Source organism: Pseudomonas sp. KD5, assembly GCF_012932895.1.
Taxonomy (GTDB): domain Bacteria; phylum Pseudomonadota; class Gammaproteobacteria; order Pseudomonadales; family Pseudomonadaceae; genus Aquipseudomonas.
Genome location: NZ_JDWJ01000011.1, coordinates 194,891 through 210,732, shown reverse-complemented (window position 1 = coordinate 210,732; position 15,842 = coordinate 194,891). Strand labels below are relative to the sequence as shown.

At 59.7% G+C, this 15,842-nt stretch carries 16 protein-coding genes; 8 read left to right on the top strand and 8 right to left on the bottom strand.

Translation table 11 applies throughout. The annotated features are described in order from the left end of the window. The first annotated feature begins 177 nt into the window (after window positions 1–177). On the top strand, window positions 178–1,443 hold the full coding sequence (gene rluB, locus AF70_RS23690) for a 23S rRNA pseudouridine(2605) synthase RluB (RefSeq protein ID WP_018929938.1): 1,266 nt from the start codon (window positions 178–180) through the stop codon (window positions 1,441–1,443). A 167-nt stretch (window positions 1,444–1,610) separates the two neighbouring features. On the opposite strand, the gene AF70_RS23685 is transcribed toward rluB, so the two are convergent. Continuing rightward, complete coding sequence (locus tag AF70_RS23685; RefSeq protein WP_028939968.1) at window positions 1,611–2,576, bottom strand: hypothetical protein; 966 nt, start codon at window positions 2,574–2,576, stop codon at window positions 1,611–1,613. A gap of 67 nt (window positions 2,577–2,643) precedes the next feature. Continuing rightward, window positions 2,644–2,781: a hypothetical protein gene (locus AF70_RS23680; RefSeq protein ID WP_007938535.1), complete on the bottom strand. Its 138-nt coding sequence runs from the start codon at window positions 2,779–2,781 to the stop codon at window positions 2,644–2,646. A 932-nt stretch (window positions 2,782–3,713) separates the two neighbouring features. Here AF70_RS23680 and AF70_RS23675 point away from each other — a divergent pair. Together AF70_RS23675 and arfB are read left to right on the top strand one after the other, a co-directional pair. Next, the gene (locus AF70_RS23675; protein WP_028939969.1) at window positions 3,714–5,135 is read left to right on the top strand and encodes an amino acid permease; all 1,422 of its coding nucleotides are present in this window, start codon (window positions 3,714–3,716) and stop codon (window positions 5,133–5,135) included. 207 nt (window positions 5,136–5,342) lie between these two features. Continuing rightward, window positions 5,343–5,756 (top strand): alternative ribosome rescue aminoacyl-tRNA hydrolase ArfB, encoded by a 414-nt coding sequence (gene arfB, locus AF70_RS23670; protein WP_007938537.1) that lies wholly within the window; start codon window positions 5,343–5,345, stop codon window positions 5,754–5,756. On the opposite strand, the gene AF70_RS23665 is transcribed toward arfB, so the two are convergent. From AF70_RS23665 to phhA, 6 genes are all read right to left on the bottom strand, one after another. Next, a complete protein-coding gene (locus tag AF70_RS23665) occupies window positions 5,753–6,952 on the bottom strand; it encodes an MFS transporter (protein WP_028939970.1) in 1,200 nt (399 codons plus the stop codon). The genes arfB and AF70_RS23665 overlap by 4 nt on opposite strands. Window positions 6,953–7,056: 104 nt before the next feature. After that, window positions 7,057–7,239, bottom strand: a complete 183-nt coding sequence (locus AF70_RS23660; protein ID WP_028939971.1) for a hypothetical protein — start codon at window positions 7,237–7,239, stop codon at window positions 7,057–7,059. Window positions 7,240–7,314: 75 nt separating this feature from the next. After that, on the bottom strand, window positions 7,315–7,446 hold the full coding sequence (locus tag AF70_RS29910; protein WP_007938543.1) for a hypothetical protein: 132 nt from the start codon (window positions 7,444–7,446) through the stop codon (window positions 7,315–7,317). A gap of 315 nt (window positions 7,447–7,761) precedes the next feature. After that, window positions 7,762–8,955, bottom strand: coding sequence for an amino acid aminotransferase (locus tag AF70_RS23655; protein ID WP_019579541.1), 1,194 nt, complete (start codon window positions 8,953–8,955; stop codon window positions 7,762–7,764). Then, a complete protein-coding gene (locus AF70_RS23650) occupies window positions 8,955–9,311 on the bottom strand; it encodes a 4a-hydroxytetrahydrobiopterin dehydratase (protein WP_018929944.1) in 357 nt (118 codons plus the stop codon). The genes AF70_RS23655 and AF70_RS23650 overlap by 1 nt, the downstream gene beginning before the upstream one ends. Before the next feature lie 104 nt (window positions 9,312–9,415). Next, window positions 9,416–10,201: a phenylalanine 4-monooxygenase gene (gene phhA, locus AF70_RS23645; protein WP_018929945.1), complete on the bottom strand. Its 786-nt coding sequence runs from the start codon at window positions 10,199–10,201 to the stop codon at window positions 9,416–9,418. 281 nt (window positions 10,202–10,482) lie between these two features. Between phhA and AF70_RS23640 the strand changes: the two genes are divergently transcribed. From AF70_RS23640 to AF70_RS23620, 5 genes are all read left to right on the top strand, one after another. Then, on the top strand, window positions 10,483–12,045 hold the full coding sequence (locus AF70_RS23640; RefSeq protein WP_019579542.1) for a sigma-54-dependent phenylalanine hydroxylase transcriptional regulator PhhR: 1,563 nt from the start codon (window positions 10,483–10,485) through the stop codon (window positions 12,043–12,045). A gap of 350 nt (window positions 12,046–12,395) precedes the next feature. Continuing rightward, entirely contained in the window at window positions 12,396–13,136 is a 741-nt protein-coding gene (locus tag AF70_RS23635) for a flagellar basal body rod protein FlgF (RefSeq protein WP_019579543.1), read from the top strand. Between the two features lie 45 nt (window positions 13,137–13,181). Then, window positions 13,182–13,967 carry a flagellar basal-body rod protein FlgG gene (gene flgG, locus AF70_RS23630; protein ID WP_018929947.1) on the top strand — a complete coding sequence of 262 codons (786 nt, stop codon included), beginning with the start codon at window positions 13,182–13,184 and terminating at the stop codon, window positions 13,965–13,967. Between the two features lie 52 nt (window positions 13,968–14,019). After that, entirely contained in the window at window positions 14,020–14,715 is a 696-nt protein-coding gene (flgH, locus tag AF70_RS23625; protein ID WP_019579544.1) for a flagellar basal body L-ring protein FlgH, read from the top strand. Between the two features lie 27 nt (window positions 14,716–14,742). Then, window positions 14,743–15,831 carry a flagellar basal body P-ring protein FlgI gene (locus AF70_RS23620; protein ID WP_032831038.1) on the top strand — a complete coding sequence of 363 codons (1,089 nt, stop codon included), beginning with the start codon at window positions 14,743–14,745 and terminating at the stop codon, window positions 15,829–15,831. Window positions 15,832–15,842 lie beyond the last annotated feature (11 nt).

Below are 15,842 nucleotides of genomic sequence, written 5' to 3'. Positions count from 1 at the left end.
GCAGCCACCGCCGGCCGGCGGAAAAACCAATAACCGACGGTCGATCAGCTAGTCTCTGATGCGCGAACGCTTCCATGAGCGTATGATTCGCGACCCTTTGACGATCCCTTCGTCAAACGACCAGATTTCACATCTTCAGGCCAAGGCCTGAACTTGATCACACCGGGAGGTGCCCAGATGAGTATCAACGACCAGAAAGACGACCAGGAAATCGGCCCAGCAGGCGAAAAACTGCAGAAAGTCCTCGCCCGTATCGGCGTCGGCTCGCGCCGTGACGTAGAAGCCTGGATCAGCCATGGCCGCATCAAGGTCAATGGCAAAGACGCCACTCTTGGCCTGCGCGTCGACCTGCATGACGCCATCACCATCGATGGCAAGGTGATCAAGCGCGAAGAAGCTGCCGAGTCGGTACGCCGCGTGATCATGTACAACAAACCCGACGGTGAAATCTGCACCCGTGACGACCCGGAAGGCCGTCCGACCGTGTTCGACAAGATGCCGCGTCCGAAAGAAGGTCGCTGGATCAACATCGGTCGCCTGGACATCAACACCACAGGTCTGCTGATGTTCACCACCGACGGTGAGCTGGCCAACCGCCTGATGCACCCGTCCTACGAAATGGACCGTGAATACGCGGTCCGTGTACGTGGTGAAGTCGACGACGAGATGATCGAGCGTCTGAAGGCAGGCGTGGTGCTCGAAGACGGCCCGGCCAAATTCACCGACATCAAGCAGGCACCAGGTGGCGAAGGTTTCAACCACTGGTACCACTGCGTGGTGATGGAAGGTCGTAACCGCGAAGTTCGTCGTCTGTGGGAATCCCAGGGCCTGGTGGTCAGCCGTCTGAAGCGCGTACGTTTCGGTCCGGTGTTCCTCAACTCCGACTTGCCGATGGGTCGCTGGCGCGAAATGAGCCAGCAGGAAGTCGACATTCTGAGTGCTGAAGTCGGCCTGACGCCGGTGGCGATGCCGCAAATGAACGCCAAGAGCAAAGACAAGCTCGAGCGTATGCAGCGCAAATCGTCCCGCCCGGTGGGCAAGACCGAACGCGTACGGACCTTGCGTCCAGCCGCTGGCGCTCCAGCTGCCGGCCCGCGTCCATCTCGCGAGCCGCAGATCGAAGGCGAGCGCCCGGCCCGCAAGCCAGCGCCACGCCAGGACGGCGAGCGCGGTCCACGCACGCCACGTCCGGCCAACGGTCGTACTGAGCGCGGCGAAGGCCGTGGCGCTCCGTCCGGTGGTCGTAGCGATCGCGGTGCGCCTGCCGGCCGTGGTACGCCGGTGGCAGACCGCCCGGCCGACACCAAGCGCCCGGCCAAGCCGGCGCCGAAGAAACGCCCAGGCATCGTGCTGGTCGACAAGGACGCACCATCGGGCAAGCGCCGCGGCGCACCCGCCGGTTCGGGCCAGCGTCCGGGCTTCGGTCGTCGCAAGCCTGAGTAATCGGTAAGCGCAGCATAAAAAACGCCATCCCTCGGGATGGCGTTTTTTTGTGTCTGGCAGAACCGGTTTTCAGTATGCAGGTGGCGTTGTGGCGAGGGAGCTTGCTCCCGCTGGGGCGCGAAGCGGCCGGCGGGAGCAAGCTCCCTCGCCACAGGGGCCGGTGTTGTTCAGAAGACAAACCGCCCATCAAACACCGGCTCATCATCCAGCGCCAACACGCCGCCAGAGAAGATCAGGTCCAGATGATGGCTGCCCTTGGCACCTCCGCCCAACCCCAAGTGCAAACCGCAATGGCGCTCTTCGAAACCGGCATTGCGCGCATACAACTCTTTCACGCCTTCGTTGGTACCGATCCCCAACTCCTCGATGCGTCGATTGGACGGATTGGCGTCCAGGTATTTGTTGAAGTCATGTTCCAGTCCCGGCACATCGGTGGCGATTTTGCTGATGGTCGAGTTCTCGATCCACAACTCCAGCGGTGACGCGAGTACGCCGTACTTGCGGGCAAACGGAATCGTGCTGAGGAACGTCCCCATGAACTTGACCCGGCCATTAATCGCCTCGCTATGGGTGGCAATCTCGCCGGGCGCCAGATCGAAGTTGCCGACACCATTGATGTCGGTCCACTTCTTGATACTGCTCAACGGTGTTTCGAACCACGAGCCATGATCATCTTTGAAACTTAAAGTGGTGGCCTGGGACATGCGCTGGATCAAGTGACTGTTCAGCCCGGCAATCCGCTGCGGGGTGACACTGAACGTGTCGTAGAAGTAATCGCCGTAATCCTTGAACAGCAGCGACTTCTTCCAGTTTTCCGCCATCACGCCTTGCAGCGCGCGAACAAAGTCCGGGCCGTCGGGACGCGGGTTGGGCAGGGTAGAAGAGTCGTAGAAGAAAATGTACAGATCGCTGTCGGCAATCGCCTGGGCCAGCAATTCGGTGGGTTCGAGGTCCAGACGCACTGCGCTGAAGCTGAACCTTGGGCTGTTGCCGGCCTGTTCGGCGATGGCGCCGGTCAGTACCTCGTAATCAGCGGTATGGCCGAGCAAGACCTTCGCCGGGTTGATGCCGGCAACGGCTGGGTGATGTTCGAGGTAGTAAAGGAAATGCGAGATGGCACGCTGCTTATCCATGGAGTCCTCCCTGACAAACCTGGTAAGTGGCGGGCACGACCGGCCGGATCATGCCCGCCGGGATGTCTTACAGAGGCCACATCGCCGTGCCGAACGGAACAACCGCGTCGGCTTGCATCATTTCAACGGCGGCTTCATGGGTCGGTGCTTCAAACCAATCGTCCAGTTGCAGTTCAGTATCCAAGTCTTTGTCCAGTGCTTGCATGGTGAATCTCCTGAATGACTTTTTCGGTAAGAACAGCGGCGCGTTTTTCATTCATTGAAGAGCGCGTCAACTTGCCGGTCGATGCGGCTCGGCAAGTCGTTGAAAACCTAGTTCACAGGTTTTTGAATTGCAAAAAAATAATTAAACAATTTTCATTTGAACTAATTATTCCATTTTTCAAAAAGTAAATTTCCTAATAAAAAACAGAAAACTAAGTCGGAAAACTCCTTAGGAAGCTTCCTATCGTCAATTTACAGTCGACGGCTCTCTGGATCTGATTTGGAAAGCATGCGTTACGCGCTGTAAATAAATCCTTACGAAAAGCGCGCTCAAACCCCATGGAATGCCGCTGTGGAAAGGGCTGTAAGGAAAACCTGCCGTCCGCCGCCGCGATGGTGCTGTTCAAGGGCTCTGGCGCGCTTGTCTCGGCCTCGATTGAAAGGTGAGATGCGCCCCATGCCTGTCGTGCAGGTGCATAACAAGAAGGAGGCGCAATGAACGCCGTGACTCATCTTCATCTCTCTCCGTGGGGCGATTTTTCCGCTGCCCCCGTCGAAGACCTGCAAAGGTCTGACTCAATTTTTGCAGCCGCCCGAGACCTTCGAGGCGGACACAGGCAATCCCGGCAACCGACGCGCTGATCCAGCGGTGTCTGGCAGCAGGGGGTTACAGGTGTACAATGCGCCGCGTTTTAACTGTGACCCTCTGCGCAACAGCGCAAACCTCAAGGCTATCCGCCTTGTTCACTCCGCCGCGTCACGAGCGTGTCGGGTTCGATTTCGTCACAGATAAAAACAAACAGGTGACGCATGACTGTCGTAAAAACGCTGAACTCCTGGTGCCTGCGCTGGGGTTTGATCGGCGCTGCTTGAAATCGCAACCGAGCAGCTACGTCTACTGAACATCATCAAACCTTGCGTGAGACCCTTTTCATGAGTGGACAAAACTCGCATTCAGGCGAGCTTAAACGCGGCCTGAAAAATCGCCATATTCAACTGATCGCCCTCGGTGGCGCGATCGGTACCGGGCTGTTCCTCGGCTCGGCCGGCGTGCTCAAATCCGCCGGCCCGTCGATGATTCTCGGCTACGCCATTTGCGGCTTCATCGCCTTCATGATCATGCGCCAACTGGGCGAAATGATCGTCGAAGAGCCGGTGGCCGGTTCCTTCAGCCACTTCGCGCACAAATACTGGGGCGGTTTTGCCGGTTTCCTGTCGGGCTGGAACTGCTGGATTCTGTACATCCTGGTGGGCATGTCGGAGCTGACCGCGGTCGGCAAATACATCCACTACTGGGCGCCGGATATCCCGACCTGGGTTTCCGCCGCCGCGTTCTTCGTGCTGATCAATGCGATCAACCTGGCCAACGTCAAAGTCTTCGGTGAGGCCGAGTTCTGGTTCGCGATCATCAAGGTCGTGGCGATCGTTGGCATGATTGCCCTGGGCAGCTATCTGCTGGTCAGCGGCCACGGCGGCCCGCAAGCCTCGGTAACCAACCTGTGGTCCCACGGCGGTTTCTTCCCGAACGGTGTCAGCGGTCTGGTGATGGCCATGGCGATCATCATGTTTTCCTTCGGTGGCCTGGAAATGCTCGGTTTCACCGCCGCTGAAGCCGACAAACCGAAAACCGTGATCCCGAAAGCCATCAACCAGGTGATCTACCGGATCCTGATTTTCTACATCGGTGCGCTGGTGGTCCTGTTGTCGCTGACCCCTTGGGACAGCCTGCTGACGACGCTGAATGCGTCTGGCGATGCCTATAGCGGCAGCCCGTTCGTGCAGGTGTTCTCGATGCTCGGCAGCAACACCGCCGCGCACATCCTCAACTTCGTGGTCCTGACCGCGGCGCTGTCGGTGTACAACAGCGGTACTTACTGCAACAGCCGCATGCTGCTGGGCATGGCCGAGCAGGGCGATGCGCCGAAAGCCTTGTCGAAGATCGACAAGCGTGGCGTGCCGGTACGTTCGATCCTGGCGTCGGCCGCTGTGACATTGATCGCGGTATTGCTGAACTACCTGATCCCGCAAAACGCGCTGGAACTGTTGATGTCGCTGGTGGTTGCGACCCTGGTGATCAACTGGGCGATGATCAGCTTCTCGCACTTCAAGTTCCGCCAGCACATGAACAAGACCCGGCAGACGCCGCTGTTCAAGGCCCTGTGGTACCCGTACGGCAACTACATCTGCCTGGCGTTCGTGGTGTTCATCCTCGGCGTGATGCTGCTGATCCCGGGCATCCAGGTCTCGGTGTATGCGATTCCGGTGTGGGTCGCGTTCATGTGGATCTGCTACGGCATCAAGAACAAGCGCAGTGCGCAGCAGGCGTTGCAGGTTGCGGGTTCCGCTGCCAAGTAAGTGCAAAACGCAGAAACAACAAACCCGGCCATGTGCCGGGTTTTTTGTGGGCGATAAAAAACTTTGAATTTGCATGAAACCTGTAGAAGCGAGGCTTGCCCGCGAAGAGGACGCCACGGTTTATCAGGCAAACCGCGTTATCGTTCTTCGCGGGCAAGCCTCGCTCCTACAAGGTATTCTGGCGGTCCTGATATCGGACTTTTTTCCATGCTGGTGATTTCCAACAACGTGCATCTGCCGGATGCCGAGATCGAGTTGACGGCCATTCGCGCCCAGGGCGCCGGTGGGCAGAACGTCAACAAGGTCTCCAGTGCGGTGCACCTGCGCTTCGACATTCCGGCCTCGTCCCTGCCCGAGTTTTACAAGGAACGGCTGCTGGCGTTGCGCGACAGTCGCATCACCAGCGAAGGGGTGTTGATCATCAAGGCCCAGCAATACCGCACGCAGGAGCAGAACCGCGCCGATGCGCTGGAGCGTCTGACCGAGTTGATCCTCAGCGCTACCAAAGTGGAAAAGAAACGCCGTCCGACCAAGCCGACTCTGGGCTCGAAAAAGCGTCGGCTCGAATCCAAGACCAAGCGCGGCAGCATCAAGGCCGGGCGGGGCAAGGTGGATTTTTAGTGGGCCTCACGCTCTTCCCGATACTTGGGTGCCTGCCGGTACAAGTAAACGCTCAACATCAATCCGCTCAAAGCGGCGAGGGCGGCGAACAGGAAGATCGAGGCAAACCCGAATCCTGCAGCAATCGCACCCGCCAGCGGTCCGGTAATCCCCAGTGACAAATCGATAAACAGCGAATAGGCCCCAACTGCTGCGCCACGGCTGGAGGCCGGCACCAGGTTGACCGCTTCCACGCCCAGGGCCGGGAACACCAGCGAAAAACCGAAACCGCTCAGCGCTGCACCGGCCAGTGCCCAATGGGCATCCGGCGCCAGCCACAGCAGCAACAGCCCGAGGGTTTCCACCGAGAGGCAGGCAATCGCCACGCGAAAGCCGCCGAGGCGGTTGATCAGGTTGCCGAACAGCAACCGTGCGCCAATGAAACTGGCGCCGAACAAACTCAGGGACAGCACCGCGTTGGACCAATGCTGAGTGGCGTAATACAGGGTGATGAAGGTCGCGATGGTGCCAAAACCGATGGAGCCCAGTGCCAGGCCGCAGCCATGTGGAAACACCCGTCCCAGTACATGCATGAACGGCAAACGTTCACCGGCGACAATCGGCGCCGCGGTTTTCGGCCAGGCCAGCGCCACGCCCAACACGGCCAGCAGCACGATGCTCACGCCCATGCTCCACAAACCCAATTGACTCACCAGCAGCACCCCCAGTGGTGCGCCGACCGCCAACGCGCCGTAACTGGCGATGCCGTTCCAGGAGATGACCTTGGCGGTGTTCGCCGCGCCGACCCGGCCGATGCCCCAGCCGATCGACCCGGAGCCGACCAGGCTTTCCGCGCTGCCGAGTATCAGGCGGCCAATCAACAGGCTGATCAAACTCAGTATCGGCAGGCTTTGCGTCCAGGCCGAAATCAGCATGAACACACCGCTCAAACCACAGCCAGCGAGGCCATACATCACCGCCAGTTTGCTGCCCTTGTTATCGATGATGCGCCCGGCGTAAGGGCGGCTGAGGAGGGTGGCCAGGTATTGCACACTGATCACCAGCCCGGCGATCACCGCGCCGAAGCCGAGGTCGCTGTGGACGTAGCCCGGCAATACGGCCAGGGGAATACCGATATTGAGGTAACCGATGAAAGTGAACAGGACGATGGAAACGACTTGCAGCGTGACCGCCAGGGGGCGCTGGGTTTCAGACATGGTTAAAAGGTCCACGGGGCAGCAGGATAGATAGGCTGCTTATGATAGCGGCGTGGACGGTCGCAGGGCGTGAAAAAGTAAAACTAATTGCCGAACGGGATGAATCAGGATTTTGCGGGGGCGACCAGTTGCGTCGTGACCAGGGCGGCCAGGACATTTTCTTCGCTGCCGAAGCGGGCCAGCAGGGCGGCTTGTTTCTCGGGGGAAAGGCGATTCCAGATCTCGATCATCTTCTCGGCGGTGCCGATCAGGACGCTGGCCTGGGCTTCAGTGAAATCATCGCTCATGGTGCGGGCTCGCGGTTCAGGCAGTGTGGAAAGCGCATGTTAGCGCTTTCCACACGGTCTGGCATTGCAGGTGTATCAGTCTTCTCTGTCGGCCTGGCGGCGTTCAGGTGCTTCTTTCGGCTCGGGCTGTTGGGCACCGGCTTGTTGCGTGGTTGTCTGCTCAGTTTCGTGCAGGCTTGGGAAGGGGAGATTAGGGATCTCGTGCATGTTTCGCGCTCCTCGCTAAGTCTGTTGATAGATCTGGTAGATCCGCGCTTTTAAAAAAGCCTGGGCAGGATACAGCAGGAAAAATGACAAATAGACTTTATATCCAATTGTTACGACGGATGGGATTGTCTAGACAGGTCAGCAGGAGGTGAAGACCCACTGTGGCGAGGGAGCTTGCTCCCGCTGGGTCGCTGAGCGGCCCCAATGCAGGCAATGGGTTCTTTGCGTTAGAACTCGGTTGCAGTTTTTTGCGACCGCTACGCGCTCTAGCGGGAGCAAGCTCCCTCGCCACAGGGAGCTCGCCATTGCATCGGGTTACTTGCAGACGTCAGCGATGGCCTCGGCCAGCAGGTCCAGGCGTGTCGCATCGATCCCCGCCACGTTCGCCCGGCCCGAGCTGACCATGTACACACTGTGATGTTCGCGCAGTTGCTTGACCTGCTCCGGCGACAAACCGGTGTAGGAAAACATCCCGCGTTGCACACCAATGTGCGCAAACCGCTCGCGCAAGCCGTGGGGTTCGAGCGCTTCGACCAGACCGTTGCGCAGCTGGGCGATGCGCAAACGCATGGCTTCCACTTCGTCGGCCCAGCGGCTTTTCAGCTCTGGATCGCCAAGGATGGTCGCGACTACGGCGGCGCCGTGATCCGGCGGTGTCGACCACAGGTTGCGGGCGATGTTGGCCAGTTGGCTGCGGATGTCCACCAGCTTGTCGGCGGTTTGCGCGCAGACAATCAGCGCACCGGTGCGGTCGCGGTACAGGCCGAAGTTCTTCGAGCAGGAACTGGTGATCAACACTTCCGGCAACTCGGCGGCGAACAGCCGGGTCGACCAGGCATCGTGCTCCAGGCCATCGCCGAAGCCCTGATAGGCGAAGTCGATCAGCGGCAGCAAGTCGCGACTGCGCACCACGTCCAGCACCCGGCGCCAATCGTCATGGGACAGGTCGAAACCGGTCGGGTTGTGGCAGCAGGCGTGCAGCAGCACCACATCGCCCTTCGGTGCTTGATTGAGCACTTCGAGCATCGCTTCGACATCGAGACGGTTATCGCTGCCCACGTACGGGTAGTGACTGACCTTGACCCCGGCCGTCGCAAAAATCGTTTCGTGGATCGGCCAGGTCGGGCTGCTCAGCCACACGCCACGGCCCGGCAGGCACTGGGCGATGAAGTCGGCGCTCAAGCGCAGCGCACCGGTGCCGCCCGGCGTTTGCGTGGCGCCGGCCCGTTGCTCGGCGATCAGCGCCGAATCAGCACCCAGCACAAGCTCGTTGATGACTTTGCCGAACGCTGCATCGCCGTGGCCGCCGATGTAAGTCTTGGTGGCCTGGCGATCCACCAGGCGCTGCTCGGCAAGCTTCACCGCTTCCAGGATTGGTGTCAGGCCCTGGGCATCTTTGTAGACACCCACGCCAAGGTCGAACTTGCGCGGGTTAGGGTCCTGCGCATAGGCCTCCATCAGGCCGAGAATCGGGTCGCCGGGTACTCGGCCGATGGCGTCGAAATGCATTATTTGCGGCCCTCGGCGTCTTTGGCCACTTCGTCAGTGCGCGCGGCCATGATGAAGTCGTTGCGGTGCAGGCCCTTGATGGAGTGGCTCCACCAGGTCACGGTGACTTTGCCCCACTCGGTCAGCAGGCCCGGGTGGTGACCTTCGGCCTCGGAGATTTCGCCAACGGCGTTGGTGAACGCCAGCGCGTGCTTGAAGTTCTTGAACAGGAAAACTTTTTCCAACTGCATCACACCGTCGCGCACTTCGATGTTCCAGTCAGGGATCTGCTTGATCAGAATCGGCAGTTCTTCGTCGCTGACCTGAGGGGCATCGGCGCGGCAGGCTTCGCAATGGGCTTGGTTCAATGTGGACATGATGGATTCCTGAAATCGAATTATTGGAAATCGGCCGTCAGTACCGCCACGCTAAACCAAAGCGTCGGATCCTGACAGGCTCACTTGATTCTAAAAGCTGCGGATCAAGCAGCTTTGGGCGGAAATTTCGGTGCGTGCAACCCAAGCTGCATGCCTTGTTTGACCATGCCCATGATGTCTTCGTGGGCCAGATCGAACAGGCGCTTGAGGTTCGGCAGGACAAAGTACAGCGGCTGCAGAATGTCGATGCGGTACGGCGTACGCATGCATTCCAGTGGGTCGAAGGCCTGATGCTCAGGTGCGTCCGACAGGGCGTAAACAGTTTCTTTCGGCGAGGACAGAATGCCGCCGCCATAGATGCGCAGGCCTTGCGGTGTGTCGACCAGGCCGAACTCAATGGTCATCCAGTACAGACGCGCCAGGTACACGCGCTCTTCCTTGGAAGCCTGTAGGCCGAGTTTGCCGTAGGTGTGGGTGAATTCGGCGAACCAGGGGTTGGTCAGCAACGGGCAGTGGCCGAAGATCTCGTGGAAAATGTCCGGCTCTTGCAGGTAATCCAGCTCTTCGCGGGTACGAATAAAGGTCGCCACCGGAAACTGCTTGTTCGCCAGCAATTCGAAAAAGGTCTGGAAGGGAATCAGCGCGGGCACCCGGGCAACTTGCCAGCCGGTGGTTTCACCGAGGACTTTGTTGATTTCACCGAGTTGCGGAATGCGGTCGTGGGGCAGACCGAGTTTTTCAATACCGTCCAGGTATTCCTGGCATGCACGACCCTCGACCACTTTCAGTTGGCGAGTGATCAGCGTATTCCACACCGCGTGTTCTTCAGCGGGGTAGTCGATAAAACCTTGCGCATCGGGCTCGCGAGCCACGTATTGCGTCTGCTTCATACTGCTCTCCTGCTAGGGGATACGTTCTTGTTTTATGTCCTGCTCTGGAATTAGAGATACGCCAAGGTGTGCGACTTTGCAGCAGGTGATCCGCGCGCCATGTAGGAAAAATCCATGCTTTTCGTAAAGTATTCGTTACGGTTTTGCTGCTGTGGCGTAAGTATTGATATTTCCGTGTTTGAAATGGATCACGGGTGTCACATAATCTTGACGACTAACTTGGCGTTCGCGCAGAAATTTCCTTGCGTCGGGCCTCGATCACCCCTGTTACGGGCCTTTATATGCGTATCAAAGTTCACTGCCAGAACCGCATCGGTATCCTGCGCGACATTCTCAACCTGTTGGTCGAGTACGGGATCAACGTCGCTCGTGGCGAGGTGGGTGGTGAGCATGGCAATGCGATCTATCTGCACTGTCCGAACCTGATCAACATTCAGTTCCAGGCGTTGCGGCCCAAGTTCGAGGCGATTGGCGGGGTGTTCGGCGTCAAGCGTGTAGGGCTGATGCCCAGCGAGCGTCGGCACATGGAGCTTAATGCCTTGCTCGGTGCCCTGGAGTTTCCGGTGCTGTCGATCGACATGGGCGGCTCCATCGTCGCGGCCAACCGTGCGGCGGCGCAGTTGCTCGGGGTGCGGGTAGATGAGGTGCCGGGGATTCCGTTGTCGCGGTATGCCGAAGACTTCGACTTGCCGGAACTGGTGCGCGCCAACAAGTCGCGGATCAACGGCTTGCGGGTGAAGGTCAAGGGTGACGTGTTTCTCGCCGACATCGCGCCGCTGCAATCGGAGCATGACGAAAGCGAGGCCATGGCCGGTGCGGTGTTGACGCTGCACCGGGCGGACCGGGTGGGCGAGCGCATCTATAACGTGCGCAAACAGGAGTTGCGCGGCTTCGACAGCATTTTCCAAAGTTCGAAAGTGATGGCGGCGGTGGTTCGCGAAGCGCGGCGCATGGCACCACTGGATGCGCCGCTATTGATCGAAGGCGAAACCGGCACCGGCAAAGAGTTGTTGGCGCGGGCTTGTCACCTGGCGAGCCCGCGTGGGCAATCACCGCTGATGGCGCTCAACTGCGCCGGCCTGCCTGAGTCCATGGCCGAGACTGAATTGTTCGGCTACGGCCCCGGCGCCTTCGAAGGGGCGCGGGCCGAAGGCAAGCTCGGGCTCCTGGAGCTGACGGCGGGCGGTACGTTGTTTCTCGATGGCGTCGGCGAAATGAGCCCGCGCTTGCAGGTGAAATTGCTGCGCTTTCTGCAGGACGGTTGCTTCCGTCGTGTTGGCAGCGATGAAGAGGTCTATCTGGATGTGCGGGTGATCTGCGCGACTCAGGTGGACTTGTCCGAGCTGTGTGCTCGCGGTGAGTTTCGCCAGGACTTGTACCACCGCTTGAACGTGCTCTCGCTGCACATCCCGCCGCTGCGCGAATGCCTCGATGGACTGGCGCCGCTGGTGGAACACTTCCTCGATCAGGCCAGTCGACAGATCGGTTGCCCACTGCCGAAACTGGCGCCGGCGGCGATGGAACGGCTCAGTCACTATCACTGGCCGGGTAACGTGCGGCAGTTGGAGAACGTGCTGTTTCAGGCGGTTTCCCTGTGCGAGGGCGGCACCGTCAAAGCCGAGCACATTCGTCTGCCGGACTACGGCGTGCGTCAGCCGCTTGGCGATTTCTCCCTCGAGGGCGGGCTGGACGAGATTGTCGGGCGCTTCGAGAAAGCGGTGCTGGAGCGCTTGTATTCCGAGTATCCGAGCAGTCGGCAACTGGGCAAGCGACTGGGGGTTTCCCATACCACCATTGCCAATAAGTTACGCGAGTATGAGGTGGGCAAAGAGCCGGGTGTTTAAACCTGTGGCGAGGGGGCTTGCCCCCGTTGGGTTGCGAAGCGGCCCCAAATGCAGCAACCGTATAGTGTCAGGTAAAACGCGTCGGATGATTTTGCGGCCGCTTCGCAACCGAACGGGGGCAAGCCCCCTCGCCACAGAGTTCTGTGTTGACTGCAAAGGTCGATGCTTGCCGTAAGCGGCATGACACCGCCGGTTTTTCGTCTTCGATTCATTCCCCCATTCCTCTCTAAACCCCTCAAGTCCTTTGTTTGCCGGGCCCGGCGCCGCCAGAAAAAAGTTGGTCTGCAAATTGCTTATGGCTCAGCAGTACAGCGGTGGGCGGCAAACGTCCGGCATGCAGAGGAAAGAGTGTGGACAAGTACCTTTATGTGGCAATGACCGGCGCCAGCCAGAATGCACTGGCGCAGAAGGCTCATGCCAACAACCTGGCGAACATCTCTACCAATGGTTTTCAGAAGGACCTGGAGCAGGCCCGTTCGATGCCGGTGTTTGGTGACAGCTTTCCGGCGCGTGCGTTTGCCATGAGCGAACGTCCGGCTACCGACTTCTCCCCGGGCGCCCTGGTGCAAACCGGTCGCGACCTCGATGTCGCGGTGCAAGGCAACGGCTGGATCGCCGTGCAAAACCCCGATGGCGGTGAAAGCTACGTGCGCACCGGTAGCCTGAACGTTGACGCGCTGGGCGTACTGCGCGCCGGCAACGGCATGCCGGTGATGGGCAATGGCGGGCCGATTGCCGTGCCGCCCGAGCAGCAGATCGAAGTTGGCGAAGACGGCACCGTCAGCATCCGTGCGATGGGTGAAGGCCCGCGGGTGATGGCCGAAGTCGACCGCATCAAACTGGTCAACCCGGACTTCAAGAACATGACCAAAGGCCTGGACGGTTCGATCCACACCAAGGACGGCAAGCCGGCGCAAGCCGATGCCGGCGTCAAACTGGTGTCTGGGTTTCTCGAGTCGAGCAACGTCAATGCCGTGGAAGAAATGACTTCGGTACTGGCGCTGGCCAAGCAGTTCGAGCTGCACATCAAGATGATGAACACCGCCAAAGACGATGACCAGGCCATGGCTCGGGTCTTGCAGATCAGCTAATTATCAGAACGTCGCGCCGTAAAACAGGCGCACGAGGAGAAACGAATGCTTCCGGCTCTATGGGTTGCCAAAACAGGTCTGTCCGCCCAGGACACCAACCTCACCACCATTTCCAACAACCTGGCGAACGTATCGACCACGGGTTTCAAACGTGACCGCGCCGAGTTCCAGGACTTGCTGTATCAGATCAAACGCCAGCCAGGCGCCCAGTCGACCCAGGACAGCGAACTTCCGTCGGGTCTGCAAGTGGGTACCGGTGTGCGCATCGTCGGCACCCAGAAAAACTTCACCGCCGGCAGCCTGCAAACCACCGAGCAGCCATTGGACATGGCCATCGACGGTCGCGGTTTCTTCCAGATCCTGCAGCCCGATGGCACCACGTCCTACACCCGTGACGGTACCTTCCACCTGGATTCCAACGGCCAGATCGTCAACGCCAGCGGCTTTGCCCTGGAGCCGGCCATTGTCATTCCGAACAACGCCCAGACGTTCACCGTTGGTCGTGACGGCACCGTGTCCATCACCGTTGCCGGCAACCCCGCCTCCCAGGTGATCGGCAACCTGCAAACCGCCGACTTCATCAACCCGGCCGGCCTGCAAGCGGTGGGTAACAACCTGTTCCTGGAAACCGCTGCCAGTGGCGCGCCGCAAGTCGGCACCCCGGGCCTGGCCGGTTTTGGCACCACGCTGCAGAACACTCTGGAAACGTCCAACGTCAGCACCGTTGAAGAGATGGTCAACATGATCACCACTCAGCGCGCCTACGAGATGAACTCCAAAGTGATCTCCACCGCCGACCAGATGCTCTCGTTCGTAACGCAGAATCTGTAATCAAGTCTATGAGGCGGCCATGAGGTCGCCTGCAACACCGTGAGGTAGGGTCATGAATCGCTTCGTATCTGTTCTGGCACTGAGTGGGGTCGCCGCGCTGGCGGGGTGCGTCGGTCCGACGCCAAAGCCCAATGACCCTTACTACGCCCCGGTGTTGCCGCGCACGCCGCTGCCGGCTGCCGCCAATAACGGCTCGATCTACCAGGCCGGTTTCGAACAGAACCTGTACAGCGACCGCAAGGCGTTCCGGGTCGGTGACATCATCACCATCACCCTGAACGAGCGCACCCAGGCGAGCAAGAACGCCAACTCGCAGATGGACAAGAACAGCGACAACAAGATCGGCCTGACCTCGCTGTTCGGCTCCAGCCTGACCACCAATAATCCGGTCGGTGGCAACGACCTGAGTCTGAACGCCGGCTATAGCGCCGACCGCTCAACGAAGGGCGATAGCAAGTCCGGTCAGAGCAACAGCCTGACCGGCTCGATCACTGTGACCGTTGCCGACGTGTTGCCCAACGGCATCATCGCTGTACGCGGCGAGAAGTGGCTGACTCTCAACACCGGTGACGAATTGGTACGGATTGCCGGCCTCGTTCGTGCCGATGACATCGCCACCGATAACACCGTGTCGTCGACCCGCGTCGCCGATGCACGCATCACCTATTCGGGCACCGGTGCGTTTGCCGATGCGAGTCAGCCAGGCTGGTTCGACCGTTTCTTCCTCAGCCCGCTGTTCCCTTTCTAGGTGGCTACGTTGAATCTGAAAAGCCTTATGGTGGGCGTCCTGTTGCTGACGGCGGCCTTCGATGCTCAAGCCGAACGGTTGAAGGACATCGCCAGTATTTCCGGTGTGCGTTCCAACCAATTGATCGGCTATGGCCTGGTGGTCGGGCTTAACGGCACCGGTGACCAGACGACCCAGACCCCGTTCACCCTGCAGACCTTCAACAACATGCTCTCGCAGTTCGGCATCAAGGTGCCGCCAGGTTCCGGCAACGTGCAATTGAAGAACGTCGCGGCCGTGTCGATCAGTGCCGATTTGCCAGCGTTCGCCAAGCCGGGTCAGCAGATAGATATCACCGTAGCGTCCATCGGTAACTCCAAGAGCCTGCGCGGCGGCACCTTGCTGTTGACGCCGCTCAAAGGTATCGATGGCAACGTCTACGCCGTCGCTCAGGGCAATCTGGTGGTCGGTGGTTTCGATGCCGAAGGTCGTGACGGTTCGAAGATCACCGTCAACGTTCCGTCGGCCGGTCGCATCCCCGGCGGTGCGTCGGTCGAGCGTGCCGTACCGAGCGGCTTCAATCAGGGCAACAGCCTGACCCTGAACCTCAACCGTTCGGACTTCACCACGGCCAAGCGCATCGTCGACAAGATCAACGACATGCTTGGCCCTGGCGTCGCTCAGGCCATCGATGGCGGCTCGATCCGCGTGACTGCGCCACTCGATCCGAGCCAGCGGGTCGACTATTTGTCGATCCTCGAAAACCTCGAAGTCGATCCGGGTCAGGCGGTGGCGAAAGTCATCATCAACTCGCGCACCGGTACCATCGTGATTGGCCAGAACGTCAAGGTTTCCCCGGCTGCCGTGACCCACGGCAGCCTGACCGTGACCATCACCGAAGACCCGATCGTCAGCCAGCCTGGCCCTCTGTCCAACGGGCAGACGGCGGTCGTGCCGCGTTCGCGGGTCAACGCTCAGCAAGAAGCCAAGCCGATGTTCAAGTTCGGCCCGGGCACCACCCTCGACGAGATCGTTCGTGCGGTGAACCAGGTCGGCGCAGCGCCGGGTGACTTGATGGCGATCCTTGAAGCGCTGAAACAGGCCGGCGCGTTGCAAGCCGACCTGATCGTGATCTGAGGACGGCGATC